Origin of the sequence: Novosphingobium sp. 9 (genome assembly GCF_025340265.1) — a bacterium.
Taxonomy (GTDB): domain Bacteria; phylum Pseudomonadota; class Alphaproteobacteria; order Sphingomonadales; family Sphingomonadaceae; genus Novosphingobium.
On sequence record NZ_CP022707.1, the window covers coordinates 1,357,628 to 1,383,454 of the forward strand.

21 protein-coding genes, 1 other RNA gene and 1 pseudogene are annotated in these 25,827 nt (G+C 63.3%); 13 read left to right on the forward strand and 10 right to left on the reverse strand.

The features are described 5' to 3' along the window. Nucleotides 1-80: 80 nt before the first annotated feature. Together rpoH and CI805_RS06930 are read right to left on the reverse strand one after the other, a co-directional pair. Nucleotides 81-986 (reverse strand): RNA polymerase sigma factor RpoH, encoded by a 906-nt coding sequence (gene rpoH, locus CI805_RS06925; RefSeq protein ID WP_260927476.1) that lies wholly within the window; start codon nt 984-986, stop codon nt 81-83. Nucleotides 987-1,083: 97 nt separating this feature from the next. Next, a complete protein-coding gene (locus tag CI805_RS06930) occupies nt 1,084-2,028 on the reverse strand; it encodes an RluA family pseudouridine synthase (RefSeq protein ID WP_260927478.1) in 945 nt (314 codons plus the stop codon). 19 nt (nt 2,029-2,047) lie between these two features. Here CI805_RS06930 and CI805_RS06935 point away from each other — a divergent pair, with 19 nt between their 5' ends. The 4 genes from CI805_RS06935 to rnpB all read left to right on the forward strand — a co-directional run bounded on the left by CI805_RS06935 (nt 2,048) and on the right by rnpB (nt 4,397). Further along, nucleotides 2,048-2,461, forward strand: coding sequence for a M67 family metallopeptidase (locus CI805_RS06935; protein ID WP_260927480.1), 414 nt, complete (start codon nt 2,048-2,050; stop codon nt 2,459-2,461). Between the two features lie 88 nt (nt 2,462-2,549). Further along, nucleotides 2,550-3,191: a histidine phosphotransferase family protein gene (locus CI805_RS06940; protein WP_260927482.1), complete on the forward strand. Its 642-nt coding sequence runs from the start codon at nt 2,550-2,552 to the stop codon at nt 3,189-3,191. A gap of 49 nt (nt 3,192-3,240) precedes the next feature. Next, the gene (locus CI805_RS06945; RefSeq protein ID WP_260927846.1) at nt 3,241-3,945 is read left to right on the forward strand and encodes an N-acetylmuramoyl-L-alanine amidase; all 705 of its coding nucleotides are present in this window, start codon (nt 3,241-3,243) and stop codon (nt 3,943-3,945) included. A 9-nt stretch (nt 3,946-3,954) separates the two neighbouring features. Further along, nucleotides 3,955-4,397: RNase P RNA component class A (rnpB, locus tag CI805_RS06950), an RNA gene on the forward strand. A 46-nt stretch (nt 4,398-4,443) separates the two neighbouring features. On the opposite strand, the gene CI805_RS06955 is transcribed toward rnpB, so the two are convergent. Further along, nucleotides 4,444-5,151 (reverse strand): metallophosphoesterase, encoded by a 708-nt coding sequence (locus CI805_RS06955; RefSeq protein WP_260927485.1) that lies wholly within the window; start codon nt 5,149-5,151, stop codon nt 4,444-4,446. A 335-nt stretch (nt 5,152-5,486) separates the two neighbouring features. Here CI805_RS06955 and CI805_RS06960 point away from each other — a divergent pair, with 335 nt between their 5' ends. Together CI805_RS06960 and CI805_RS06965 are read left to right on the forward strand one after the other, a co-directional pair. Beyond that, on the forward strand, nt 5,487-6,251 hold the full coding sequence (locus CI805_RS06960; RefSeq protein ID WP_260927487.1) for a TorF family putative porin: 765 nt from the start codon (nt 5,487-5,489) through the stop codon (nt 6,249-6,251). Nucleotides 6,252-6,471: 220 nt separating this feature from the next. After that, nucleotides 6,472-6,900: a VOC family protein gene (locus CI805_RS06965; protein ID WP_260927489.1), complete on the forward strand. Its 429-nt coding sequence runs from the start codon at nt 6,472-6,474 to the stop codon at nt 6,898-6,900. Nucleotides 6,901-6,948: 48 nt separating this feature from the next. Here CI805_RS06965 and nhaA read toward each other — a convergent pair. Beyond that, nucleotides 6,949-8,180 (reverse strand): annotated as a pseudogene (gene nhaA, locus CI805_RS21075) (Na+/H+ antiporter NhaA). 111 nt (nt 8,181-8,291) lie between these two features. Between nhaA and CI805_RS06980 the strand changes: the two are divergent. The 5 genes from CI805_RS06980 (at nt 8,292) to CI805_RS07000 (ending at nt 14,617) form a co-directional block, all read left to right on the forward strand. Continuing rightward, nucleotides 8,292-9,767 (forward strand): glycosyl transferase family protein, encoded by a 1,476-nt coding sequence (locus CI805_RS06980; RefSeq protein ID WP_260927491.1) that lies wholly within the window; start codon nt 8,292-8,294, stop codon nt 9,765-9,767. Further along, the gene (locus CI805_RS06985) at nt 9,764-11,026 is read left to right on the forward strand and encodes a hypothetical protein (RefSeq protein ID WP_260927493.1); all 1,263 of its coding nucleotides are present in this window, start codon (nt 9,764-9,766) and stop codon (nt 11,024-11,026) included. Before CI805_RS06980 ends, CI805_RS06985 begins: the two co-directional genes overlap by 4 nt. A gap of 137 nt (nt 11,027-11,163) precedes the next feature. Then, entirely contained in the window at nt 11,164-12,078 is a 915-nt protein-coding gene (locus CI805_RS06990; RefSeq protein WP_260927496.1) for a sulfite exporter TauE/SafE family protein, read from the forward strand. Beyond that, the gene (locus tag CI805_RS06995; protein ID WP_260927498.1) at nt 12,075-12,845 is read left to right on the forward strand and encodes a TIGR02186 family protein; all 771 of its coding nucleotides are present in this window, start codon (nt 12,075-12,077) and stop codon (nt 12,843-12,845) included. Before CI805_RS06990 ends, CI805_RS06995 begins: the two co-directional genes overlap by 4 nt. Nucleotides 12,846-12,937: 92 nt before the next feature. Then, nucleotides 12,938-14,617: an ATP-binding protein gene (locus CI805_RS07000; protein ID WP_260927500.1), complete on the forward strand. Its 1,680-nt coding sequence runs from the start codon at nt 12,938-12,940 to the stop codon at nt 14,615-14,617. A gap of 155 nt (nt 14,618-14,772) precedes the next feature. Here CI805_RS07000 and CI805_RS07005 read toward each other — a convergent pair whose 3' ends face one another. The 4 genes from CI805_RS07005 to CI805_RS07020 all read right to left on the reverse strand — a co-directional run bounded on the left by CI805_RS07005 (nt 14,773) and on the right by CI805_RS07020 (nt 17,822). Beyond that, nucleotides 14,773-16,260, reverse strand: coding sequence for an MATE family efflux transporter (locus CI805_RS07005; protein ID WP_260927502.1), 1,488 nt, complete (start codon nt 16,258-16,260; stop codon nt 14,773-14,775). After that, nucleotides 16,257-17,003: a 7-carboxy-7-deazaguanine synthase QueE gene (locus CI805_RS07010; protein ID WP_260927504.1), complete on the reverse strand. Its 747-nt coding sequence runs from the start codon at nt 17,001-17,003 to the stop codon at nt 16,257-16,259. The genes CI805_RS07005 and CI805_RS07010 overlap by 4 nt, the downstream gene beginning before the upstream one ends. A gap of 151 nt (nt 17,004-17,154) precedes the next feature. Continuing rightward, nucleotides 17,155-17,706, reverse strand: a complete 552-nt coding sequence (locus tag CI805_RS07015; RefSeq protein ID WP_260927507.1) for a VC0807 family protein — start codon at nt 17,704-17,706, stop codon at nt 17,155-17,157. Continuing rightward, nucleotides 17,640-17,822 (reverse strand): hypothetical protein, encoded by a 183-nt coding sequence (locus tag CI805_RS07020; protein ID WP_260927509.1) that lies wholly within the window; start codon nt 17,820-17,822, stop codon nt 17,640-17,642. The genes CI805_RS07015 and CI805_RS07020 overlap by 67 nt, the downstream gene beginning before the upstream one ends. Before the next feature lie 89 nt (nt 17,823-17,911). Here CI805_RS07020 and CI805_RS07025 point away from each other — a divergent pair, with 89 nt between their 5' ends. Further along, entirely contained in the window at nt 17,912-18,481 is a 570-nt protein-coding gene (locus CI805_RS07025; RefSeq protein WP_260927511.1) for a TetR/AcrR family transcriptional regulator, read from the forward strand. Between the two features lie 500 nt (nt 18,482-18,981). After that, on the forward strand, nt 18,982-21,477 hold the full coding sequence (locus tag CI805_RS07030; RefSeq protein ID WP_260927513.1) for a TonB-dependent receptor: 2,496 nt from the start codon (nt 18,982-18,984) through the stop codon (nt 21,475-21,477). A 92-nt stretch (nt 21,478-21,569) separates the two neighbouring features. On the opposite strand, the gene CI805_RS07035 is transcribed toward CI805_RS07030, so the two are convergent. Continuing rightward, on the reverse strand, nt 21,570-23,117 hold the full coding sequence (locus CI805_RS07035; RefSeq protein ID WP_260927515.1) for an esterase-like activity of phytase family protein: 1,548 nt from the start codon (nt 23,115-23,117) through the stop codon (nt 21,570-21,572). Between the two features lie 95 nt (nt 23,118-23,212). Next, the gene (locus tag CI805_RS07040; RefSeq protein ID WP_260927517.1) at nt 23,213-25,825 is read right to left on the reverse strand and encodes a TonB-dependent receptor domain-containing protein; all 2,613 of its coding nucleotides are present in this window, start codon (nt 25,823-25,825) and stop codon (nt 23,213-23,215) included. Nucleotides 25,826-25,827: the final 2 nt, after the last annotated feature.

Here is a 25,827-nt window from a genome sequence, read left to right on the forward strand (position 1 = left end):
ACGCCTGACGCCGATACGAAAAGGCCGGGCGTCCCTTGTGGGAGGCCCGGCCTTTTTCATTAGCTTATGTCGAGGGCGGCTCAGCCTGCGGCGAGCATCCGTTTGTCCGAGGCGATGCGGTTCATCGCCTTCTGCAGCTTCTCGAAGGCGCGCACCTCGATCTGGCGCACGCGCTCGCGGCTGACGTGGTAGACCTGGCTCAGCTCTTCCAGCGTCTTGGGATCGTCGGTCAGCCGGCGTTCGGTGAGGATGTCGCGTTCCCGCTCGTTGAGGCCTTCCATGGCTTCGACGAGCATGTCGTGACGCACCGAAGCCTCTTCGGCATCGGCCACCGTCTCGTCCTGCAGCGGTCGGTCATCCTGCAGGATGTCCATCCACTGGCCTTCGCCTTCCTCGCGCAGCGAGACGTTGAGCGAGGCATCGCCGCCCATCATCATGCGCCGGTTCATGTTGACGACCTCGGTCTCCGACACGCCCAGCGTCGTCGCGATCTTGGCGACGTCGTCCGGGTGCAGATCGGTGTCCTCGTAGGCGTCGAGGTTCTTCTTCATGCGGCGCAGGTTGAAGAACAGCTTCTTCTGCGCAGCGGTGGTGCCCATCTTCACGAGGCTCCACGACCGCAGGATATATTCCTGGATCGAGGCCTTGATCCACCACATCGCATATGTCGCGAGGCGGAAGCCGCGATCGGGTTCGAACTTCTTGACGCCCTGCATCAGGCCGATGTTGCCTTCGGAAATCAGCTCGGACACCGGCAGGCCGTAGCCGCGGTAACCCATCGCGATCTTCGAGACGAGTCGCAGATGGCTCGTGACGAGCTGGGCTGCCGATTCGGGGTCCTGATGGTCCTGATACCGCTTGGCGAGCATGTACTCCTGCTCGGGCGACAGAAGCGGAAACTTACGGATTTCCGACAGATAGCGGTTGAGGCTCTGCTCACCACCCAGTGTCGGCACCGTCGGCAGGTTGCGTTGCTTGTTGCTCACGATAATCCGTCCTTTCCAAGGTCGGTCTGCGGTCAAAGACCCTTGCTAGGCATCTTAACTTGCAGCCACCTGTTCGCGTTAGCACAAATCTTCGATTTCAGTGTCGCAATTCATCGATCAGTGCCTGCATGTCGGCAGGAACGGGACTGGTGAAATGGACCTTCTCTCCCTTAACGGGATGGAGGAACCCGAGTTCCGCAGCATGGAGCGCCTGGCGGGAAAATTGCAGTCGCGAGAGCAACTGGCGAAGGGCGGAAGGGGTTCTGCCATAAACAGGGTCCCCCAATAGCGCATGGCCGATTGACGACATGTGAACGCGTACCTGATGCGTGCGCCCGGTCTCCAGCCGGCACTCCACAAGGCTTGCGTTCTTGAGCTTTTCCATCGTCTTGAAGTGCGTGACGGCGTGCTTGCCGCGACCGTCCTCCACCAGCGCCATCTTCTTGCGGTCCGCAGTGGAGCGCCCGATCGCGCCGCGCACGGTGCCGGCCATCGGCATCGGATGCCCGCCGACGACGGCGTGATAGGCGCGCTCGATCGAGTGGTCGGCGAACTGCACGGCGAGGCCCTCGTGCGCCTTGTCGGTCTTGGCGACGACCAGCAGCCCCGAGGTGTCCTTGTCGATGCGATGGACGATGCCGGGGCGGGCAACGCCGCCGATTCCCGATAGCTGGCCCTCGCAATGGTGGAGCAGGGCATTGACCAGCGTGCCGTCGAGGTTTCCGGCGGCGGGATGGACGACGAGCCCGGCGGGCTTGTCCACGACGATCAGGTATTCGTCCTCGAACACGACGCTGAGCGGAATGTCCTGCGGCTGAGCCTCGGCGAGGATCGCGGGCGGCACGTCGATAGCGAACACTGTTCCGGCAGCGATCTTGAGCGAGGCCTGCGCAGCGGGTTTTCCCGCCACCTGAATACGGCCTTCGCCCATCAGCGCCTTGATACGTTCGCGCGACAAACCGCTGGCTTCGGCGAGCGCCTTGTCGAGCCGCTGCCCGTCGCTGGCGATCACGCCTTCCAAGATACTTTCATGAGCCCCCATGTCTCGATACCATGTGGGGATGCCCGTCACCCTGACAAGGTCCCTCCACGCGAATCTTCTGGAAGAAGCGCGCGACCATCATCCGCGCGAGTGTTGTGGACTGCTGCTGGGCGAGGGTGATCGCATCGATTCGCTGGTTCCGGCGCCCAACGTCGCGGCAACGCCTGAAACGCATTTCGAGATCGATCCGGTCGTTCTGCTGGCAGCGCATCGCCGTGCGAGGGAAAGTGCGGCGGCGCAGATCGTGGGCTATTATCATTCGCATCCCAACGGTTTGGCAGAGCCATCTGGCACCGACAGGCAACATTCCACCGGCGATTTGCGCATATGGGCGATCATCGCGGACGGGCAGGTTGCATTCTTCCGCGATAGCGGGAATGGTTTTTCCAAGCTGGACGGATACGTCGCCGACGACGCCTGCACCGACTCGTGAGTCGCCATGACTTTAGCAGTAGGGGAAGGGCGCCGCAGCAGTGGGTGCGATCCGCGTCAGGACAAGAATACGAAAGCCGGAACGTTTCATGACGACAAGTCCCGTCGAACTCGCAAGTCTCCTGTGTTCCCGCCTTTGCCATGACATGCTCAGCCCGGTCGGCGCGCTCTCCAACGGCCTCGAACTGCTGCAGGACGAGAATGATCCGGAGATGCGCAAACGCTGCTTCGAACTGCTGGAGCAGAGCGCCAAGGTTTCGACCGACAAGCTGAAGTTCTTCCGCCTTGCCTTCGGGGCTGCCGGGGGCTTCGGCGACATGGTGGCCGTGCGCGAGGCGCGTGAACTGGTTGATGCGCTGATCGCCAACAACGCGCGTATCTCGGTGAACTGGGTGCTGCGCAGCGAGCAACTGGCCAAGCCCGCGATCAAGACGCTGCTGAACTTCGCGCTGGTGGGTATCGATGCCCTGCCGCGTGGCGGTACGCTGGACATCGCCGCAGAGCTTAGCGGCGGTGTGACAGAGATCGCCATGCGCGCCAGCGGTCCGCGAATCGCTTTCGACCGCGACATCGGCCGCGCGCTGGAGGGCACGCTGCCCGATGGCGACCTTTCCAGCCGCACCGCGCCTGCCGCGATGGTGCAGCAACTCGCCAAGGCGCTGGGCGGTCAGGTCCAGTCGATGCTGACAGACGACGCGCTGGTGCTCGGCGCGGTGCTTCCTTCGGTCTGAGGCGGGGGAGGGCGGCAGGATGAACAGCGGCCCGGTCAATCAGTGGCCCATCAATCGCTGGCTGGTCAACCGGATCGTCGCCTCGCCCAACCATAACGTCCGCAAGCGCCCGATCTCGATGGTCGTACTGCACTACACCGGCATGAAAAGCGCCGACGAGGCGCTGGAGCGGATGTGCGATCCCGAGGCGGAAGTCTCGGCGCACTACATGATCGACGAGGAAGGCTTGGTCACTTCTCTGGTGCCCGAGGAACGCCGGGCGTGGCATGCGGGGCGCTCGTCCTGGCGGGGTGAGACCGATGTGAACTCGGCCAGTATCGGTATCGAACTGGTCAATCCGGGGCACGAGTGGGGTTATCGCCCGTTCCCCGAGCCGCAGATGGATGCGCTGCTGCCGCTGTTGGCCGACATCATCGATCGCCACGACATTCCGCGTGCCAACGTCGTCGGCCATTCGGATGTGGCCCCGGCGCGCAAGACCGATCCGGGCGAGTATTTCGACTGGGCACGTCTTGGCGAACTGGGGCTCGCGCTGGATATTCCGGCGGCGAAGATGAACCTTTTCTACGACAATCCCGGCGCCTTCTTCCTCGCGCTGGAGCGGTTCGGCTACGACATCTCCGACCAACCGGCCGCCGTCACTGCGTTTCAGCGTCGCTGGAGGCCGGAAATCATCGATGGAGAGGTCGATGGACAGATCGGCGGAATTCTCTTCGAACTGCTGTTGGAGCGCGACACGGGTCGTGCTAGGTGACCGCCCGTGCCGGGGAGCCGGGCAGCCGCGTCATCCTTCGGGATGCCGAGGAAAGTCCGGGCTCCACGAAACAAGGGTGGCGGGTAACGCCCGCCGGGCGAGCAGGGCTTTCAGGCCCTCGCGAAGCTTAGGGAAAGTGCCACAGAGAGCAGACCGCCCAAGGACTTAGGTCCCAGGGTAAGGGTGAAAGGGTGCGGTAAGAGCGCACCGCGTCTCCGGTAACGGAAGGCGGCAAGGCAAACCCCACCCGGAGCAAGACCGAATAGGGGCTGCTGGCCATGCTTGCATGGCGGGTTCGTTTCGTACCCAGGCAGCCCGGGTTGGTCGCTGGAGCGACGTGGTAACGCGTCGCCAAGAGGAATGGCTGCCATCGGGCGTAAGGTCCCCCATGCAAGGAAACTTGGGGGAGACCACGCCCGTTACAGAACCCGGCTTACAGGCTCCCCGGCACCCTGGGCCTTGTTTGGCCCTCTTTTCCAGAATCGTCGCGAGCCGTGGTCAGGCTGGCAGCAGTGCAGCTTCGACGGGGCCCTCGGCTGTTTCGCTCGCCTGGATCAGCCAGCGTTCGGAGCCTTGGAGGCCAAGCGCGGTTAGGCGACCGTGGACGTAGGAGCCGGTATCGATGCCGATGCGATTGGGGCGAAAGTCGGGTTCTTCGAAGATCGTGTGGCCATGGACGATAACTGCGCCGAAATCACCGCGATGGCTGAGGAACGGTTCGCGGATCCAGCGGCAGTCCTGCGCCATCTGGCGTTCCAGCGGCACGCCGGGCCGGATTCCGGCATGTACGAAAAAGTAACCGCCGATAGCGTTAGAATTCCTGAACCCGTCGATGAACGCGAAATCCTCATCCGGGATAGCAATACACATTGCGCGCTGGATGTCTTCGAGGTCGCCGCCGTCTAGCAGGGCTTGCGGCACACCGTAGGAGCGCAAGGTCTCGAAACCGCCGAATTTCAGGAACATGCGCAAGGCGTCCAGATCGTCGCGGGCGCGGATCATCTGTTCTTCATGATTGCCCTTGATCAGTACCAGCGAACGTTGCGTGGACCATTCGCGGACCTTGCGAAGGACGCCAGCACTGTCGGGGCCGCGATCCACCAGATCGCCAAGCATGACGACGCTGACATGCGCGGACGGGCGACTGGCGTCGTCGCTCTCGATTGCGGAGATCAGTGTATCGAGCAAGTCCAGGCGACCATGCACGTCGCCGATCGCGTAAACGCGTTCACCGGGAGGGACTGTTGCGGTGATAGACCCTGCACGGGCGGGTTTGAAGCGGTTGAAAAAGCCTAGCATGCGTTCCAGAGACTATAGTGTTCGGTTAGCGATATGACAACATGCAAGCAAATCCTGCGCCCAGTGGCGTAAAATCAACACATTGTTGCACAAATGTAAGTCAAAAGCAGATTTTTCTTGTGCAGTGCACTGGTGCGGTGCAGCATATGACCTGTCGACGGCAGGTGACGCCCAGCAAGAGGTGCAGTCCGGCGGCGCAGGTGGGACGAAGAACCCATAAAGAACATGTGAGGGAATACACAATGCAGACGTCTGTCCGCGGCCTCCTGGCCGCCTGCCTTCTCGCGGGTACTGCACTCGCGGCAACTCCGGCGCTGGCCGATGACGCGGATGCTCCCAAGGCGATCACCATTACCGGCAACGTGGCGCTGACCACCGACTACCGCTTCCGCGGCGTGTCGCTGTCTGGCGGCGATCCGGCGATCCAGGGCGGTATCACGATTACCCATGAAAGCGGCTTCTATGTCAGCACCTGGTCCTCTTCGCTTCAGCAGACAGATGTCTATGGTAGCCAAGAACTCGATCTGATCGGTGGCTGGAGCGGCAACATCGGTGGCGGGCTCAAGCTCGACGCGGGTCTGCTGTACTACGTCTATCCCAGCGGCCATGTCGGTAACGGCAACTATTGGGAGCCTTACGCTTCGGTCTCCGGCACCGTTGGTCCGGCCTCGCTCAAGGTGGGTATGGCATATGACTGGAAGCAGAAGGGCGTGACCACTTATGCAGGCAACAAAGCCGACAACCTTTACCTTTACGGTAATGTCGATGTTGCCATTCCGAAGACCCCGCTGACGGTTTCCGGGCACCTCGGTTATACTGATGGTACGCTGGCTCCGGGTTATCTGACAGGCAACGGCGACAAGACCGGCTGGGATTATTCCATCGGCGCTTCGGCAACCGTCTATGGTCCGCTGTCGATCGGCGTGTCCTATATCGGCGTGAGCGGCCCTTCGGTGGACGGCTATACCGACGATACCGTGGTTGGGACGCTTACCGCATCGTTCTGATTTTTGCGATTTCCATGTGCGAAGCCCGCCCGGAGCGATCCTGGCGGGCTTTTGCTTATGGGTGTCATAACGCTGCGGGGGTGGAGTGAAGCGGTGGTTTGGGTTTAGATGGCCTGTCGATGGTGAACGGCACCGTGCCTTTGAGGCAATCCCATGGCCGGTTGCACCGCGTCACTGCCGGACGGGCCAGAACGGCCTGTCGAATCAGGGAACTAGCGCTTTGACCAAATATCTCCACAGCATGATCCGGGTGACTGACCCGGACGCTACGATTGCCTTCTTCGACTTGATTGGCGTGAAGGAAACGCGCCGTTTCTCATCAGAGCAGGGGCGCTTCACGTTGATCTATCTTGCCGCGCCGGGGCAGGATGCAGAGGTCGAACTGACCTATAACTGGCCGGCGGAAGGCGGCGCTGGCGAAACGTATACCGGAGGGCGCAATTTTGGTCATCTCGCCTTCGAGGTCGAGGACATCTATGCGACCTGCCAGACGCTGCTGGATGCAGGGGTGACGATCAACCGTCCGCCGCGCGATGGCCACATGGCTTTTGTCCGCACGCCCGACGGCATCTCCATCGAACTGCTTCAGGACGGTCGCCTGCCGCCGCAGGAGCCCTGGGCAAGCATGGAAAACACCGGCACCTGGTAAGCCGAGTGCAGGGCGACGAGGTGCACGACCTCGTCGCCCTGCGTTCGATCAGGTTGAAGATGGAATCGAGGTCACTGTCGTAGCGATGGCTTGCTTTGCCCCGTGTGACGGCGTCAGTCGCAGGATCACATAACCCAGCAGGGCGGAAAGAACCGAACCGGTCAGTACGCCGAGCTTGGCTTCCTCTACCAGATGAGGGTGATCGGGAAACGCCAGTGCAGCAATGAACAGGCTCATCGTGAAGCCGATCCCGCACAATACCGATAGGCCCCATAGCTGGACCCATGTCGTCCCGGCAGGGCGCGGGGCGATCCCCAGCCGGTCCGCCACGACGATGGCAGTGAATATGCCGACCTGCTTGCCGAGAAACAGGCCTGCTGCCACGCCCAGCGGAACCGGGTCGAGCAGACCGGCCAGCCCGATACCGGCCAGCGCAACTCCAGCATTGGCAAATCCGAACAGCGGTACGATCACATAGCTGTTCCAGGGCACCAGGGCATGTTCCAGTCTGAGCAGCATCGAATCGCCCTTGAGCGGGCGCAGCGGAATGCAGAAAGCGGCGAGAACTCCGGCGATGGTTGCATGGATTCCGGAATTGAGGACGCACAACCACAGCCCCAAGGCGAGCACCAGATAAGGCGAAGCGCTTGCCACGCCGCGTCGGTTGAGCAGGATCAGGCCGCCCAGACACAGGATCGCCCCCAAGGCCCAGGCCATGGCGATTTGTGCCGTGTAGAACAGCGCAATGATGAGTACCGCGCCCAGATCGTCGACGATGGCGACTGTAAGCAGGAACAGCCGCAGCGAGGGGGAATACGCTTGCCCAGCATGGCGAGCACGCCGACCGCGAATGCAATGTCGGTTGCCGCGGGTATCGCCCAGCCGCGCGGGATAGGTGCAGCGGAGCCCGCGAAGCCAAGATAGAGCAGTGCCGGCCCGGCCATGCCGGCCATTGCGGCCATCACCGGCAGTCGCCGTCGAGCCGGGTTGGAAAGGTCGCCATCGAGCACCTCGCGCTTGATCTCGAGGCCGACGACAAAGAAGAATATCGCCATAAGGCCGTCGTTGATCCAGGCATGCAGCGTATTCAGCGCGGCAAGTGGCATCCACGCAAATTCGTGATGGAAGATGTCATGGTAAGCGCCGGAGGCAGCGCTGTTCGCCATGATCATCGCCAATACCGCAACGGCGATCAGCATCAGGCCTGCTGATGCTTCGCCTCCCATTAACTTTGTGAAACCGCGCGCGAGCGTGTTGGCCAAGTGGCGGCGCGCAGTCATACAGTTGTCCTCGGGTAAATACTGAGTTCGAGATTCTGGTTCATTGTCCGCAGCCTACCGTGTGCTTCGGCAAAGGACCAGCATTGCGGGTTCTGAATCGTCGGGGGCGGCTTGGATACAGCGAACATCATTGGCGCGGCGCTGGCGGCCTTGCAGACGCTCGAGCGCGAATTGCTGTTGTTTTCCGCGTTCTGGGTTCTGGTTGGTGCCTTCGACGATCTGGTGGTGGACGGAATCTGGCTTTGGCTCAAGGTCCGCGGTCGTACCTTTGAGCACACGCTGCGGGCAGGTGAAGCGCAAGCGGAACTGCAAGGTCATGCTGCGGTGTTGATCGCTGCCTGGCAGGAAGCGCAGGTCATCGGGCACACGATAGCGCATGCGCGCTTGGCCTGGGCCCAATCGAATATGCGCCTTTATATCGGCTGTTATCCCAACGATGCGGACACCATTATGGCGGCGATGGCCGGTGCAGGGGGCGATGCACGGATACGAATCGTGGTTCACGATCAACCGGGCCCCACCACAAAGGCCGATTGCCTCAACCGTCTTTATGTAGCGCTTTGTGCGGATGAGCGGGCGCAAGGCATGCGTTATCGTGCTGTGCTGCTGCATGATTCCGAAGATATGGTACACCCGGCCGAACTGGCAGTGATCGATGCCGCGCTTGACCGGCTGGATTTTGTCCAACTCCCGGTCCGGCCCGAGCCGCAGGTCGGTTCACGCTGGGTGGCCGGGCATTATATCGACGAATTTGCAGAAGCGCACGGTAAGGCGATGGCGGTGCGCGATGCCGTTGGTGCGGGAATTCCCGCAGCGGGCGTGGGATGCGGGTTCTCTCGCCGTATGCTCGCGCGGATTGCCGAGCGGAGGCTACGCGACGGCGAATGCGGGCCGTTTGCGGCGGATTGCCTGACCGAGGACTATGAACTTGGGCTGCTGGTAGGGCGCGAGGGAGGAGCTGCAGGATTTCTGCGGATTCGGGACGAGACAGGTCAGCTTGTCGCCACCCGAGCCTATTTCCCGGCCTCGTTCGATGCCGCTATCCGTCAGAAGGCGCGCTGGGTCCATGGGATCGCGTTCCAGAGCTGGGAGCGGCTCGGCTGGGATCGCAGTATCGTCGATCGCTGGATGGCGTTGCGTGATCGAAAGGGGCCGATGACAGCTCTCGTCTTCGCCTGCGGCTACATGCTGGTGATTGTGGAAGCGTTGTTGGCCTATCCTCGCTCGCAGGGGCTGACGGCCATTTCGTCCCGGCCCCTGGTCATCGAGACAATACTCTGGGCTTGCATGATGGCGCTGGTTTGGCGCGGGCTGTTTCGTATCTGGTTCACCGCGCGCGAATATGGACTGCGCGAGGGCATGATGGCGATAGCGCGTATTCCGGTGGGCAATGCCATCGCCATTCTCGCGGCGCGTCGTGCCTTGCTCGCCTATGCACGCACACTTTATGGCCAAGCGGTGCGCTGGGACAAGACCGTCCATGATCGTCATCCCGTGCAGGCGCTTGCAGTGGATACGGGCCCTCCCAGGTGGAATGTGCATCCACGGCAGTCGCATCTGGCGTTCGTGCCGGGCGTCGCTGCATGATGGGCCGCAAGGGGCAGCCGATCCTTGTGATGGCGGCGTTGCTGTCCGGCTGGGTCGGGGGGCGTGCAATGAACTGGGAGAGCATTTCCGCTTCGGCAACGACGGATAGTGTGCTTTCCGGGCGGCATCCGGAAAACGCGGCGTCTGCTGGAGCGGAGCGCGTAGCCTACACCATGGTCAGCGGCCCGCAATCCTACCGGGCAGGAAGCGACGGCGCGGCGTTCTCAGAAGCTGGCGATGAGCTGTTGGTGCAACCAAACCTCATCCCAATTCCGGCAGGTGCTCCCCGTTATTATTATGCGGACTCTCGTTGCAGAACATGTAGTGACGCCTCTGCAGGAGCGCCGATGGGTGTTCTGACACGCGGGTATTCCTCTATGCCTGCGGTAGAAGAATGGGGGCCGAGCGCAGCGATGTTCGCGCCGGCGAGGTATCGCGAAGAACGCCATTCTTTGGCCTCGGTGCGCGAAGTGGAGCCTGCTGTCGCAGTCCGGCGCGATTATCCTTCGATGCCGTCGTTGCTGGGACTCGATGCGCCGCCGAACGACGCGGAGCAGGCAAGTCGCGATCCATCTGGGGCCACGCCGAAAGCAGCAAAGCCGCGTCGCTGGTCGATGGATGCCTGGGCGTTCATGCGACGCGACGGCAATCTTCAGCTGGCCAATGGATTGCTTCCGGCGACTTACGGCGCGAACCAGATCGGCAGTGTACTGCGCTTTCGACTGATGCCGCGCAATCGTCTGCAACCGGCGCTCTACCTGCGTACCGACTCGACAACGGGCGCGGGGCGTTATGCTACGGTGGCGGCAGGCGTTTCGTTGCGGCCGCTGGAGCGTCTGCCGGTCACGATCGCGCTCGAAGGGCGCATGCTCGACGATACAACGGGACGGCACTATCAGCCCGCCGTGCTCGCAGTTACACAATTGCCGCGTTTCCGGCTGCCACATGGTTTGGCAGGCGATGTCTATGCGCAGGGCGGTTGGGTCGGTGGACGCTATGCCACGCCGTTTGCCGATGGACAGGTGCGGATCGATCATGGTTTGCTGACGCTGGGCAAGCTGGAGACGCGCATCGGCGCCGGGAGTTGGGGGGGCGTACAGCAGGGGGCTTCGCGCCTTGACGTGGGGCCAACGATGTCGATCTCCTTCCCGCTGACGCGGCGCGTGTTCGGACGCGCGGCAATCGACTGGCGGGTCAGGGCACTGGGTAATGCGCAGCCGGGCTCGGGGCCGGCACTGACGCTGTCAGCAGGGTTCTGATCAGACGCTTGCATCCTCCGCCGAAACATGACGATGCGATAAAAATGCCAGCCGTTGCACAAGATCGGCGGCAAACCGATGGAAACCTCTTCAAGCCGCTTTCCTCGCCTTGCGCGCTGCGGTAGCGAAGAAGGTGCATGGACGTTTATCTTCCCATCGCCAATCTTTCCGTCAACGGGCTGATCATCGTCGGTCTGGGCGCGATTACCGGGCTGCTCTCCGGGATGTTCGGCGTGGGCGGGGGATTCCTGACGACGCCATTGATGATCTTCTACGGCATTCCGCCAACGGTCGCTGCCGCCTCTGCTGCCAGTCAGGTTACGGGGGCAAGCGTATCGGGCGTCTTCGCGCATTCGCGCCGGGGCAATGTGGACTATCACATGGGCGCGGTGATGGTGGTCGGCGGGATCATCGGCACCGGGATCGGTGCGGTGCTGTTCCGCCTGCTGCAGCAATGGGGGCAGATCGATACGGTCATCAACCTGCTCTATGTGCTGCTGCTCGGGTCGATCGGTTCGCTTATGGGACGCGAGAGCATCCAGTCGATCCGGGCCGAACGCACCGGCGTGCCGATCGCCGCGAAGAAGCGCCGTCATCACCCGATTGTGGCGACATTGCCGCTGCGTTGGCGGTTCTATCGTTCGGGGCTCTACATTTCGCCGTTGGCGCCTCTCCTGCTGGGGATGGGAACGGGTATCCTGACAATGCTGATGGGCATCGGCGGCGGGTTCATCCTCGTGCCGGCGATGCTCTACATTCTGGGCATGAGCGCGAATGTCGTGGTAGGCACTTCGCTGTTCCAGATCCTGTTCGTGACCATTGCCACCACGATGATGCATGCGATGACCACCAAGGCGGTGGACATCGTACTGGCCTCGCTTTTGCTGTTCGGTTCGGTGACGGGCGCGCAACTCGGCGCGCAGTTCGCGCAGAAGGCAAGCCCGGTGAAGCTGCGCCTGATCCTTGCCGTGATCGTGCTGCTGGTGGCCGCACGAATGGCGATGGGATTGGGGTATCGACCGGACGATATCTACACCGTGGCCCCGCTATGAGGCGCAGCGGCGCCTGCCAGCTTGCCCTTGCCGCGTTTGCCGTAGTCCTTCTGGGCGGCGCGCGCGATCCCATTCTCGTGCCGGAAATCTCGCAGCATGAAGTTGATCTGCAGCAGGGCTTCACCGGCACGGAACTGCTGCTGTTTGGCGCGATCCTCTCGCCTGACGGGCAGCGCGCGGCGCAGGATTACGATATCGTGGTCGTGTTGAAAGGGCCGACCAGTTCCATCGTCGTGCGCGAGAAGCAGAAGGTCGCCGGAATCTGGATCAATGCCGCCAGCACCGAACTGCGATCGGCCCCGTCCTACTATGCGGTCGCTTCCAATCGCCCGATAGACCAGATCGTCGATGACAAGACGGCGGCGATCTACGAACTGGGTCTGAAATGGCTGCAACTCTCGCCGATCGGGGCAATCGACCCGGAAGAGCAGGTCCGCTTCGCCAAGGGGCTGGTCGAACTCAATCGCAGCAATGGCCTGTACCGTGAGGAGGAAGGCGCGGTGAAGGTCAGCGAAGGCGTGCTCTATCAGGCGCGCATCGGATTACCTTCGCGCGTGCCGACAGGTGTCTATACCGCCGAGACGTTCGCCATTGCGCATGGGGTCGTTGTCGCCTCGGCCAGCAGTACCGTGGAAGTGCGCAAGCAGGGGATGGAGCGGGTCATCGCTGACTTCTCGCAGAAGGACGGCTTCCTCTATGGCTTGCTGGCGGTCGCGGTGTCGGTGGCGATGGGCTGGATCGCCGGTCGCCTGTTCTCCCGGCGATAGTGCATTCAGGCGTTGTCCGATCGCCGAATTAGGACGATCTTAACCGTGTGTGCGTAGCCCTCTGTCATAAAGATCAAGGGCGCGGTCACTTCATGAATCAAATGCTTGGCGATGCCATTTCCTCACAGGCGCCTGCAGCGCAGGGCGACCCGGTCCGTCGACCGGTGGCGACTGCACTCGGGCCGATCGGTATTGTGCTGGGCATCGGCGGCGCAGGCAGCCGGGTCGCGCTGGACCTTGCCGCCATTCACTGTTGCCAGAGCGAGCTCGATCCCACGGTCGCGCTGGCAGGACAAGTCGGCAGCCAGATCAAGGTTCGCGTCGGTGGCGGGTGGTTGCTGGCCAGCGTGCGCAACCAGTCGCTCGATGCCAATGACAACGCCATGATCATCGCGGAAGTCGACTTTCTGGGTGAGGGCGAGGAAGAGCGTCTGACCGGACGGATGCACGCCTTCCGTCGCGGTGTGACCTGGTATCCGGTGCCCGGCGCCGAGGTCTATCCCGCCACCACCGCCGATCTTCGCCAGATTTACGCCAGCGAGCATCACGCGGCGATCCAGATCGGCAATGTCTATCCCACCCGCGATATTCGCGCTGCGTTGAACGTCGATGCGCTGCTGGGCAAGCACTTCGCGCTGCTGGGATCGACCGGCACCGGCAAGTCGACCAGTGCCGCGCTGATCCTGCACCGCATCTGTGACAGCGCGCCGCAGGGCCATGTCATCATGGTCGATCCGCACGGTGAATATGCGGCCGCGTTCAGGAACGACGGGCAGATTCTCGACGTCTCGAACCTGCAGATGCCCTACTGGCTGATGAACTTCGAGGAGCACTGCGAAGTGCTGCTGACCTCTCGCGGGGACCAGCGCCAGATCGATGCCGAGATCCTCGCCAAGTGCCTTCAGGAGGCGCGGGCGAAGAACCGGCTGGCCGAGCAGTTCGGCAAGGTCAGCGTCGATTCGCCGATCCCCTATCTGCTCTCCGACCTTGGGGCGATCCTCAACAACGAGATGGGCAAGCTCGACAAGGGGCACAACAGCGCGCCGTACCTGCGGATCAAGAACCGGCTGGACGAATTGCGCGGCGATCCGCGCTACCAGTTCCTGTTTTCCGGCATGCTGGTGGGCGATACCATGGCCGAGTTCATCTCGCGCGTGTTCCGCCTGCCGTCGATGAGCCGCCCGATCTCGATCATCGACGTGTCCGGCGTGCCGTCCGAAATCACCGCCACCGTGGTCGCCGTGCTGAGCCGACTGGTCTTCGACTATGCGATCTGGGCGCGCGAGGAGCGGACCCAGCCGATCCTGCTGGTCTGCGAGGAAGCCCACCGGTACGTTCCCAACGAGCGCAATGCCGATGGTTCCTCGGTCGGGCGCATTCTTTCGCGCATCGCCAAGGAAGGGCGCAAGTACGGCGTCGCGCTCGGCCTCATCACCCAGCGGCCTTCGGACCTTGCCGAGGGCGTGCTCTCGCAGTGCGGCACGATCATCGCCATGCGCCTCAACAACGAGCGCGATCAGGCCTTCGTGCGCGCCGCAATGCCCGAAGGCGCGCGCGGTTTCCTCGATTCGATCCCGGCGCTGCGCAACCGCGAATGCATCATCTGCGGCGAGGGCGTCTCGATCCCGATGCGCGTGACCTTCGACGATCTGGAAGCGCATCGCCGCCCGGCCTCCGCCGATCCCTCGTTCGCGGCCTCGTGGCGCGAGAGCGGCGGCGAGGAAGAGGCCGTGCGCCGCACCGTCCAGCGCTGGCGCGCGCAGGGGCGTTAAGTGGTTGTCTGAAAATGCTGGAACGGCATTTTCAGGATGCGGCACCGGCCCTCTCCCCCCCCTGCCTCCCAACGGTAGTATCCTGCGGGTGGCAGGGGGGGGAGAGGGCCGGTGCCGCGAAAAATTCGCATCACGCGAATTTTCAAACAGTCGCGTTAGGCACCGGACCTTTCCATCTTCGCGACATCGGCATGGCGCCGCCATGATCCGAAGCGGTAGTAGAGCCACGTCAGCCCGACCGAAGTGACCGATCCCACCGGGAACGCCCACCAGATCGCCTCACCGCCAAGGTGCGGATAGGCGAGGGCGTAGAAGCCGAGGCGGGCCGGGAACAGCGCGATGGCCATGACCACCATCGGCGCCACGACAGCGCCGTAAGAGCGCATCGTCCCCGAGAGGATCATCGTCACGCTCATGATAACGAACGAGACGGTGCAGATCACCTGAATGTGCCGCCCGATGGCGATGGCTGGGCTGCCGTGGCCGAGGAACAGCGCCAGCAGCGGGCGGTCGCACAGGACGATCAGCAGACCGAGAACGGCCGACATCGCCAGGTTGGCGAGGATGCCCACCCGCGTCACCTTGCCGATCCGCGCGTAGACCCCGGCGCCAAGGCACTGCGCGACCATCGCGCTGACCGCCGAGCCGACCGCGAAGGCAGGCATCTGCAGGTAGTTCCACAGTTGCAGCGAGGCGCCATAAGCGGCGGTCGTATCCAGCCCCTCGCGGTTGACGAGGCGGATCATGATCAGGCCTGCGGAACTGAACAGCAGCATCTGCGCGCCCATCGGCAGGCCCTTGGTGACAAGGAAGCGCAGCTCCGAAGCGCGCGGGATCAGATAGCCCAGTTCACGGCCCTTGAGGCGCAGCGGCAGGTCGCGGCGATAGACCATGGCGATGGTCCAGATCGCGGCGATCAGGCTGGCGGTGCCCGTGGCGATGGCCGAACCGGCGATGCCAAGGCCGGGGATCGGTCCTGCCCCCCGGATCAGCAGCGGGTTGAGTACGGCGTCCAGCGTGACGGTGATGATCATCGTGTAGAGCGGCGTCTTCGAATCGCCCACGCCGCGCAGGCCCATCGACAGCACGAGGCTGAGCGTGCTGAACGGCAGGGTGATGAAGATGACGCGCAAATAGGCCAGCGCATCGGCGCGGCTGGCCTCGGGCGTGGCCAGCGCGGTCAGCAGATCGGCGGAGAACCACGCGCCGATGGCGGAGCTGATGACGGCGACGATTACGCAAAAGCCGATCCCGGTGCCGAAGGTCACGCGTGCGCCGTCCAGATCGCGCCCACCGAAATGCTGGCCGACGCGCACGGTCGTCGCCATGCCGAAGCCGAACACGGCGGCGAACAGCATGAACATCACTACGTTGGCATTCGCGGTGGCCGCCAGCGCGCCTTCGCCGAGCAGGCGCCCGACCCAGATCGAGTTGATCGAGCCGCTCAGCGTTTGCAGCACGTTGCCGATCAGCATCGGGATCGAGAAGGCCAGCAGCGTCGAGAGGATCGGGCCTTGCGTCAGGTCGCCCTTGCGCACTTGCGGCGCATTGGTGGGCGGGGCCTGCATCGGCGCCGCGCCTGCGGGCACGTCCGCGCGGCGCTCGACGGAATCGTCATCCACAAGGCCCGACGTGTCGCTCATGTTCCGCGCGTGTCGCCCCACAGGTGGATGTGCAGCCGGTCGGTGAAGCGCAGAGCGTGCGCGACGCAGGCGTCGGCCAGCCATTTCGAGCGTTCGCGCAGGATCGCGGCATTGCGGCCTTCGGGCATCACGAAGATCTTCTCGCCCGGAATGGCGTATTTCGTCTGAAGTGCGAGCACTTCGTCGAAGTCCGCAGGGCTGGCCACCACGAACTTGAACAGCGCGCGCGGATCGGCGGTCCACGCCGCGAGCCGCTCGGGCAGCAGCGCGAGTTCCGCCGGGTTGCCGCTGTGCGACAGCTTGGGGCTGACGTTGAACTGGTGGACCAGCGGATCGAGCGCGGGGTGCGGCGCGACAGTGCCGTTGGTCTCGATCTCGACATGCATCCCGGCCCGCTTTTCGCCCAGCGCCGTGACCATGCGGGCAAGCGCGGCGCCTTGCAGCAGCGGTTCGCCGCCGGTCAGCACGAGGCGATCGGGCGGCAGATCGGCGACGGCCTGCGCCACCGCGTCCTCGTCCATGGCGAACTGGTTGGCGCGGCGTTCATAAATCTCGCCGTCGCGGTGGGGGCGATTGTCGCCCTCGAAGTGCCAGGTATAGGCGGTGTCGCACCATTCGCAGGCGAGGTTGCAGCGCGAGAGGCGCACGAACGTGCTCGGGCGACCCATCGAGGCGCCTTCGCCCTGCAATGAGGCGAAGATCTCCGGCTCACCGGGATTGGTGGTGGCGAGCGTGAGTGTCACTGTGTCGCTCCCTGAAGTTGACACAGTTGACACGGTTCAGAAGACACAAACGAAAGGGCCGCCACCGGCGACCCGTAAGGCACAAGAGAGGAGAAAAAGCGCGAGGTCATGTCTTGTCCTCTGGCAGACATGGGCGCGGTAGGAAAGCGCTCTATTCCGGGCGCTGTTCTCCGAGCGGGGCCATCACGATGCCCTGACGGCGGCGGCGATAGAGCAGCGTCCACAGCGCCAGCGCACCGATGCTGCCATAGCCGACCAGCGGCCCGACGCCGAGATAGGCGCCGAGCGGCAGCAGGCGATAGAGCAGCACGGACAGCGTAACCTCGCCGACCAGGCCCAGGCCCCAGACCCAGGTCATCGTCATGACCGTGCGGTGCAACTCGTCCGAACCGCGCATCGCCTCGAACCGGGCCAGCGATTCGGCGGATTCGCGTGCCATTGTCGCCCGCGCGATGGGGTAGAGCAGGGGCTTGCCGATCAGCGCCGAGATCAGAAAGGCAAAGCCGATGGTGCCTGTCACCGCCTTGTCGCGCAGCGCCACGAAGGCGGGCGATCCGCCCAGCATCGTCGCGATCAGGGCGAGGGCGATGCCCGCCAGCGAGACGCCGGCGATGGCATCGAGGCGCCGGTTGCGGATCAGGCCGCTGATCCCCAGACCAGCGGCGGCACCGTCGAGGCAACGAGCGCGCGGGTCATCCCCCAATGCGGCAGCGCCCCGTGATAGATCACCACCGGCGCGCCGATATTGACGGCGAGGTCCAGCGCAAAGGCGCCGAGCTTCGGCAGGGGCGAGCGATTGGCGGTCATGTCGGCGGGCATCGGGCGACTCCAATGTTTACACCGTTATCATGACGTGCCATGCTAACAGCGTCAACATGAAAGTGAACGGTGTAAACATGGCGGTCGACATGGCTGAAGACGTAGGCACGCGGCCTTATCATCACGGCGATCTGCGCGGCGCTTTGCTGGCCGAAGGCATGCGCCTGCTGACCACCCGCGATGCAGATGCCCTGTCGCTGCGCGAAGTCGCCCGCGCTGTGGGCGTGAGCGCAACCTCGGTCTATCGGCACTTCCCCGATAAGCAGGCGCTGATGACCGCGCTGGCCCGCGAAGGGATCGCCCGGCTCGGTGCAGAGCAGCAGGTGGCAGCGGTGGCGGCGGGCGGCGGAACCGCAGGCTTTGCTGCGACGGGCCGGGTCTATATCCGCTTTGCGCTGGAGAACCCGGCGCTGTTCCGCCTGATCTTCGCCTCGCCCGTGCTGGGCGAGCCCGGCGATCCGAACCGCAAGGACAGCGAGGCCGGGCTGCTGTTGCAGGCCCATGCGGCGGCGCTGGGCAGGGAGCAGGGGCGCGACGCGCATGTGCAGGCGATCCGCAGCTGGTCGCTGGTTCATGGTCTGGCGATGCTGATGTTAGATGGCCAGATTCCGGCGGACTTGGATTTCGCCGACAGCCTGCTCGGGCAGGCCCCGGTTTAGGTTCCGGGTCAGGCTTTGAGGGTGCGCCTGCCGATTGCTTTCCTGTTTGGACGTCCTGTCAAAGCGGGTGTCCGGGGGCATCGATGTATCTTTTCAGACACGATTCTCTGCAAGTCTGGATATCGGCGTCTTTGTCACGCCTGACGGATCGAGAGAAATTAGCAACATATCGGCAATTGATATGACATATGATTTCGCGACACACCTGCGGCTTCAAAGCAACACGCGAGGATAGTGGCCGGATTGCGGCGGGTGTCGGCTGCAATTTTACGGCAACAAAATGAAAAGTGCGATTGCAATAAAAAACCGAGCAGTTTTCAGTCGTCGAATTGTCACAATCGAACGGGTAAAGCGGGGGCAGCAGAGGGACGTAACCAGCTTGCCGCAACGGGGACACGATACCGGTAACGGGTCGGGCGGGACGGACGATCTGTCAGAAAATGCACAAGGCCAGCGCGCGGGGCACCTTGCGGGCGGCCGGATTTTTTGAGGTTTTTGCAATGCTGAACAAACGCACTCTCGCCGCCGGCGCGGCGGGCGTCGCCATGGCCTGCGCCATGCTCGCGACCCCTGCGCTCGCCCAGTCCACCGGTTCGCTCGACTTCGACAACTCGATCGTTGTTACCGGCAAGACCGACAAGGGTATCGGCGGAATCCAGATCCCGGATTCGCCCAAGGCCAAGCAGGTTCTGACCCAGGCCGTGATCGCGCGCGGCACGCCGGGCCAGTCGATCGACGATACCATCAACCTGATTCCGGGCGTCAGCTTCCAGAACTACGACGGCTACGGCTCGTCGGGCGGCAACCTGATGATCCGCGGTTTCGACGGCAGCCGCATTTCGCAGACCTTCGACGGTATCCCGCTGAACGACACCGGCAACTACGCGCTCTATTCGGGCGAGCAGCTGGACCCGGAACTGATCGAGCAGGTCAACGTCAACCTCGGCACCACCGACGTCGACAGCCCGACCGCCTCGGCTTCGGGTTCGACGGTGAACTACCGCTCGGTCGATCCCACGCATGAGTTCGGCGCTCGCATGGTCGGCACGATGGGCAGCTACAACAAGCTGCGCCTGTTCGGCATGATCAACACCGGCGATCTGAACGCCACCGGCACCCGCGCCTGGTTCTCGGCCTCCAAGGATACCTACGATGCCGTCTACGGCGGTGTCGGCAAGATGAACAAGGAGCAGTTCAACGGCAAGATCTACCAGCCGTTGGGCGACAACGGCGACTTCATTTCGCTCGCCGGCCACCTGGACATCAACCACAACAACTTCACTTCCGACTTCGCGCTGTCGAACGCCGCTTCGGTAGGCCTTCCCACCAGCGCCAAGGAAGCCAGGGATTACACGGTTCCGCGCTGCACGGCGGCAGCGGGTGTCGATGGCGAGACGGATACCGCAACGACTTGCGGCACCGCATGGGAATATCGCTGGAATCCTTCGAAGACCGCCAACATCCGCATGAACTCGAAGTTCACGCTGAACGACAAGATGGTCCTGACGGTCGATCCTTACTATTCGTATACTACTGCGAATGGTGGCGGTACGGTGAAGGCGCAGGAGGGTGGCTACAACGCGGGTACGGCGACTGATCCGAACTACATTGCCGGCTACATCGGCGGTACGCCCTATTTCAATGGCGTCGATCTGAACGGCGATGGCGATACAAAGGATCAGGTTCTGCTGGCCGCGCCCAGCCAGACGGTGACCAACCGCATCGGTGTGATCGCGTCGCTGCGCTACGACATCAGCACGAACCAGCATGTCCGCGTCGCCTATTCATACGACCGCGGCAAGGTGCGCCAGACCGGCGAACTGTGCACGATGAATTCGAATGGCTTCGCCTCGGATTATTACTGCAACGGTTCGAACGCCCTGACCGACGTTTCGGGCAATGTGCTCGAAAAGCGTGACCGCACGACCTATTCGATCCTGCATCAGGTCTCGGGCGAGTACTCGGGCGACTTCGTGGACAACCGCCTGCACCTCGTTGCGGGTGTGCGCGTGCCGTTCTTCCGCCGCAACCTTCAGCAGAACTGCCTGACCACCAACGTCAGCGGTTCGGTCACCTGCTTCTCGTCGGACTCGGCCGATCAGGCGACCTACATTGCGGCGCTTGAGGCGGCGGGTACCGACTACGTGGCGCCGGGTCACAAGGAATACACCTATAGCAAGGTGCTTCCGAACGTCGGCTTCACCTTCGACATCACCCAGGCGCTGCAGCTCAACGCCAACTACTCGAAGGGCATGCAGGTGCCGAGCTCGGACAACCTGTACACCAACGGGTACTGGACCAACGACAACTACAATTCGCCCACGCCGGAGACGACCAACAACTTCGACCTCGGCCTGCGCTACACCACGGGTATCCTGCAGGCTTCGGTCGATGGCTGGTACACGATCTTCCAGAACCGTCTGTCCACCGCCTACGATCCGGGTTCGGACACGTCGGTCTACACCAACCTGGGCCGCGTCGACCGCTACGGCATCGACGGCACTCTGGCGGTGAAGCCGAGCAGCCACGTGATGGCCTATGTCTTCGGCTCGTACCTGTGGTCGAAGATCAAGGAAGACGTGCAGACGGGCACGGACACTTACGCCGACACCAAGGGTAATATGGAAGGCGGCGTGCCGAGCTACACCTTCGGGGGCCGCGTCGAAGGCAACCTTGGTCCGGTCTCGCTGGGCGTGCAGGCCAAGCGCACCGGTTCGCGCTACTACAACAGCCTGAACAGCGCTGTGTACAGCGGCACCACCGAGATCTTCGCCGCCAAGGTGCCGGGCTACACGACGGTCGATCTCGACGCGCGTCTGAACCTGGGCTTCACCGGCATGGGCGACAAGACCTACCTGCAGTTCAACGTCACCAACCTGTTCAACAAGTTCTACTACGGCGCCTTCTCGGATGCCGGCGTGTCGAACACGACGACGACCTATGCCTACCTCGGCGCCCCGCGCACCATCTCGGGTTCGATCAACTTCCAGTTCTGATCGATATCCTGATCCGATACGAAAAGGGGGGAGGGGCCAGTCGGCTCCTCCCCCCCTTTTTTGTGCCCGGTCCCAAAGTCCGGGCGCTTATCCTAGCGCGCAAGCGGCGGGAGCGTCAGGCGGTAGACCAGCACCACGTTGTCATTCACCCCGCTGCCGTGATCGCCCTTCAGCGAGGCGTCGAAGGCCATGCCGTCGACCATTCCGTTCTTCGCCTCGAAATCGTTGTCGTTGCCGATCAGCAGGAAGTAGTCGTTCGGCGTGGCGGGATCGAGCATCGGCAGCAGCCCCATCGCTTCCTGCTTTTCCGACAGCGTGGTCGGCGTCGAGGGCAGGGTATCGAGGTTCATGCCAAGGCGGCGCAGCTGTACGGGATTGAGCAGGTTGACCAGCTCTGCCTGCTGAACCGGCACGAGGCCCGAGACGACGTGGCCGCCGTGCGCGACCGCCTTCGTGCCGGTCTCGTACTGTGTGCCGGCAAGGTTGGAGGCGCCTCTGGTGTCGATCACCAGCACGCTCTTGAACACCGGCGTCTTCGAGGGCGAGCCGGTCGCGCCCCGTCCGATGCCGTCGCGCGCAAGGACGAGGAACTGGTGATCGCTGAGCGCCACCATCTCGGACTGCGCGGCGGTATTGTTCGCCGCGCCGCCATCGCCCTCGTCGTTGTAGACCGGCAGTTCGACAAGGTAATGCCCGACCGGCTTTTGCGGAGTGGCCGACTTGCCGATATCGTAGACCAGCATGCGGGTGACGTTGCGGGTCTGCTTTTCCTTGGGCGTGCTGTCCTGCACCGTGGCGGACTGGAGCATGGCGATGAGGTGCTTCCCGTCCGGCGTGATCGTCAGCGCTTCGAGGCCCTGATTGTTGCGGCGCCCGGTGTCCGGCGCCTTCACGCTGTTGAAGTCGATCCGGCCATCGGTGCGCGGCATCAGCGCGGGGACGGCGGGGATCACCCCGGTCAGGTGCCCGGCCGCGCTGAAGTGATAGATCGCGGCGGCATATTCGTCGGAGACGTAGAAGCTGCCGTCGGGTGCATAGGCAAGGCCCTCGGGATCGAGGCTGACGCGCCCCGCCGCCTCGCCGCGGGCGACGATGGGCATGGGAATGCCGTTCTGCATCACGACATTGTGCGCCGGGTCCATGCCCGTCATCGGCGTGCCCTTGGCGTCGCGCAGGAACAGCCCGCCCGCAGGGGTGAGCATGAGCTGGCTTTGCGAGGCGGTCGCCTGCGGCAGGTCGTCACTGCCGGTATAGGGCGTGAAACGGATCGTGAAGCGGTTCAGCCGGTCGCGGTAGTTCACCGTGCCTTTGACGTTGCCTACGTCGTTCGGTCCGCGATCGGGCAGGGTGGTGATCGTGCCGGTATAGCTGCCATCGGGCAGGCGCTTCCAGCTGGCCCGGTCCACCGCCATCGAGGAGAACGAGCCCAGCGTCTCGCCCGCGAAGTCGCGGCTGTCACCGCTGAGCCGCCCGACACCGACGAGGCCGTGGTTGATGAACTGCACGCCGTCCAGCGTCACCGTCTCGTCGCCTGCGTGCATGTCGAGGTGCGGGGTCTGGTAGCTCGACGAATCCGCCAGCGCGGGAACGGCTGCCAGCAGCGAGAGGCAGGAGACGGCGGCGAGTGTTTTGGAGCGCATGCGTGGTCCTAACGGCAGAAAACGGAAAAAGGCCTCTCTCCCGCCAGAGAAGGTGGGAGAGAGGCCTGACAGGTCGATCGGTCAGTGTGAAGACATCAGAACCCGGCGCTGAAGGTGCCGAAGAACTGGCGCGGGGCCGACGAGTGCGCGACGAGCACGGTGCCGGTGGCATCGCTGGGCGCGAACACGCTGTTGTCGAAGTTGGCGACATAGCGCTTGTCGGTCAGGTTGGTGACGTTGAAGCCCAGCTTGGCGTGCTTGACCACGCCCACGTCGCCGAAGTCGTAGCTGACCCCCATGTCCAGCGTGGTGTAGCCGCCGAAGCTCTGGTCGTTGGTATAGGTGTAGTACCGGCGCCCGGTGTACTTGCCCTGCAACGAGGCCGAAAAGCCGCCGCCCTGCAGCGTCAGCACGCTGGAAATCATCGTCTTGGGCGTATCGACCTGCTGCTTGCCCTTGGTGTCATAGATCGTGCAGGTGGTGGTGCACCAGTTGAGATCCTGATCGTAAGTCGTCTTGTTCAGCGAAGCCGAGTTGTACCAGCTCACCCAGCTGCGCGGCTTCCACAGCACGCCCAGCTCCACGCCGCGGCTGGTGACGCTGCCGGCGTTGTGGAACGAGTTGCCGCAGCCCGGATTCTGCTGCTGGTTGGTGGGGCAGGGGTTGTACTGGAGCAGGCGGTTGTCGAACTTCACCCAGTAGCCCGCCAGCGAGACCTGCAGCGAACGGCTGACATAGCGATAGCCGCCCTCGACGCTCTTGGAGGTTTCGGGCTTCAGCGTGCTGCCCTGCGCATCCCACACGCTTTGCGTCACCGACTGCGGGCCGAGTTTGAAGCCACCCTGATACATTGCCATGTTCTCGGAATAGCTGGCGTAGAGCTCATGCCCCTGCGCCACCTTCCAGTGGACGCCGACCTGCGGCAGGAAGTTGTCCTTGGCGATCAGCGTGCCGCTGGCGAACTGGGTCGAGGCAGGCGGCGGGGTGGCGGCAATGCCGTCCTCTGCATGCGCGGAGGAGCGCGAATAGCTGCTCTTGAACCCGAAATCGATGTTCAGCGCATCGTCGAAAAGCGAGACGGTATCCTGCGCATAGAACTGGCGGGTACGCCACGTCGTGCCCTGTACCCACTGTGCCGAGGTGGGCGTGCCGTCGAGGAACTGGCCGATGTCGAACGGGCCGGTGACGTTGGCCCAGATGTAGCGCGCGGCGCTGCTCTTGTTGTTCTCCATCCAGAACCCGGCCTCGAAGTGGTTGAAGGCCACGTCCCAGTCGACGTGGCCCAGCACGCCCGAGCGGTTGATGGTATAGCGCGTGTCGCGGATCTGCACCGGCACGTCGTCCGCCGTGGTGGTGGTGCCCTGTGTCGAAAGTCCGGCTATCCAGTTATTGCCGTCGCCCTTGTCCTCGTGGTGATAGACCTGGAGGTGCGCCGAAAGCGCCTTGGTGAAGGCATAGTCGCCCGAGACGTAGAACAGCTCGTCGTTACGCAGGATCTGGCCATTGGTATAGGTAACGTCCGAGTTCTTCTGCGGCGAGGGCGCGGCGACGCAGGCGGTCGGCGTGGTCTTTACCGTACAGGCAGCAACGCCGAGGTAGGAATTCCAGTCCGGCGCATAGCCGCCCCAGTCCCAGCCGAGGCGCGAGATCATGTCCTTCGAGAGATAGGGATCGTCGGCCTGATTGGTGCGCGAAATGTCGCCGAACGCCGTGATCGAGCCGCCGTCGAACTCGTACTTCGCCTTGGCGTTCAGCTGCTTCTCGGTCGAAGTGCTCCAGTCGGCCTGATCGACGAACAGGTTCTGGCGGGCATACTGGCCCGAGATATAGGCCGAAAAGCCGCCGTGTTCGCCGGTGTCGAAGCGGATATAGGTGCGCGCGGCCTTCTCGCTGCCCACGGTCTGGCTGAAGTCCAGCCCCAGATCCTTTTTCGGATCGCTGCTGACATAGGTGATCGCGCCGCCAAGATTGCTGGTCGAGGCGATACCAAGCCCTGCGATACCGGTGGCAAGGTCGGCACTGCCGAGGTTCTCGGAAATCAGCGCGCGGCTGATGCTGAGGCCGTTGTAATTGTTGTACGACCCGTCGCCCAGCGGCATCCCGTCCAGCGTATAGCCAAGGTGCGTGGTACTGAAGCCGCGCACCTGCAGGCTCATCGACTGTTCGTTGAGGCCCAGCGCGTCGATTGACTGCGCCATCACGCCCGGCAGGAAGTTCAGCGACTTCTGGAGGCTGCTGCCCGGCGGCAGGATGGCGAGGTTGGACGGCAGCAGGGTCGAGACCGAACGCGCCTGGCCGCTGCCGAGAACAACGATTTCGGCAGGAGCTGCGGGCGTGGAGGCATCCTCTTCAGCAGACGCATCGGCACTGGATACATGCGCAGGGCGCGCGTCCGTGCTCTTGCTGTCGGCAACGACGACATAGGTGCCTGCCCCTGTCAGGCGGGCGGACAGGCCGGTGTTCGCCAGCATCCGGCGCAGCGCCTGATCGACGTTCATCGCGCCCGAGATCGCCTGCGTGCGGCGCCCCTGTGCGGCCTGGCCTGAGACCATGATCTGCACGTTCGCCTGTCGTGCGAACACGCGTACGGCGCTGGCTACATCCTGCGAAGGTACGTTGAACGTCGCCGCATGGGCTAGGGCGGGTGTCGCCATCGCGATGACGGACATGGCCGAGCCGATGGCGAGCCGACGAAACAGAGCTTGCATGA

Bases quoted from the DNA above. Each gene is read 5' to 3' on its own strand.
- CI805_RS06930 (WP_260927478.1), bottom strand. From the start codon at position 2,028: ATGGGGGCTCATGAAAGTATCTTGGAAGGCGTGATCGCCAGCGACGGG.
- CI805_RS06960 (WP_260927487.1), top strand. From the start codon at position 5,487: ATGCAGACGTCTGTCCGCGGCCTCCTGGCCGCCTGCCTTCTCGCGGGT.
- CI805_RS06990 (WP_260927496.1), top strand. From the start codon at position 11,164: ATGGACGTTTATCTTCCCATCGCCAATCTTTCCGTCAACGGGCTGATC.
- CI805_RS07035 (WP_260927515.1), bottom strand. From the start codon at position 23,117: ATGCGCTCCAAAACACTCGCCGCCGTCTCCTGCCTCTCGCTGCTGGCA.
- CI805_RS06940 (WP_260927482.1), top strand. From the start codon at position 2,550: ATGACGACAAGTCCCGTCGAACTCGCAAGTCTCCTGTGTTCCCGCCTT.
- CI805_RS07005 (WP_260927502.1), bottom strand. From the start codon at position 16,260: ATGAGCGACACGTCGGGCCTTGTGGATGACGATTCCGTCGAGCGCCGC.
- CI805_RS07030 (WP_260927513.1), top strand. From the start codon at position 18,982: ATGCTGAACAAACGCACTCTCGCCGCCGGCGCGGCGGGCGTCGCCATG.
- CI805_RS06995 (WP_260927498.1), top strand. From the start codon at position 12,075: ATGAGGCGCAGCGGCGCCTGCCAGCTTGCCCTTGCCGCGTTTGCCGTA.
- CI805_RS07040 (WP_260927517.1), bottom strand. From the start codon at position 25,825: ATGCAAGCTCTGTTTCGTCGGCTCGCCATCGGCTCGGCCATGTCCGTC.
- CI805_RS07025 (WP_260927511.1), top strand. From the start codon at position 17,912: ATGGCTGAAGACGTAGGCACGCGGCCTTATCATCACGGCGATCTGCGC.
- CI805_RS07020 (WP_260927509.1), bottom strand. From the start codon at position 17,822: ATGCCCGCCGACATGACCGCCAATCGCTCGCCCCTGCCGAAGCTCGGC.
- CI805_RS07000 (WP_260927500.1), top strand. From the start codon at position 12,938: ATGAATCAAATGCTTGGCGATGCCATTTCCTCACAGGCGCCTGCAGCG.
- CI805_RS06985 (WP_260927493.1), top strand. From the start codon at position 9,764: ATGATGGGCCGCAAGGGGCAGCCGATCCTTGTGATGGCGGCGTTGCTG.
- CI805_RS06935 (WP_260927480.1), top strand. From the start codon at position 2,048: ATGCCCGTCACCCTGACAAGGTCCCTCCACGCGAATCTTCTGGAAGAA.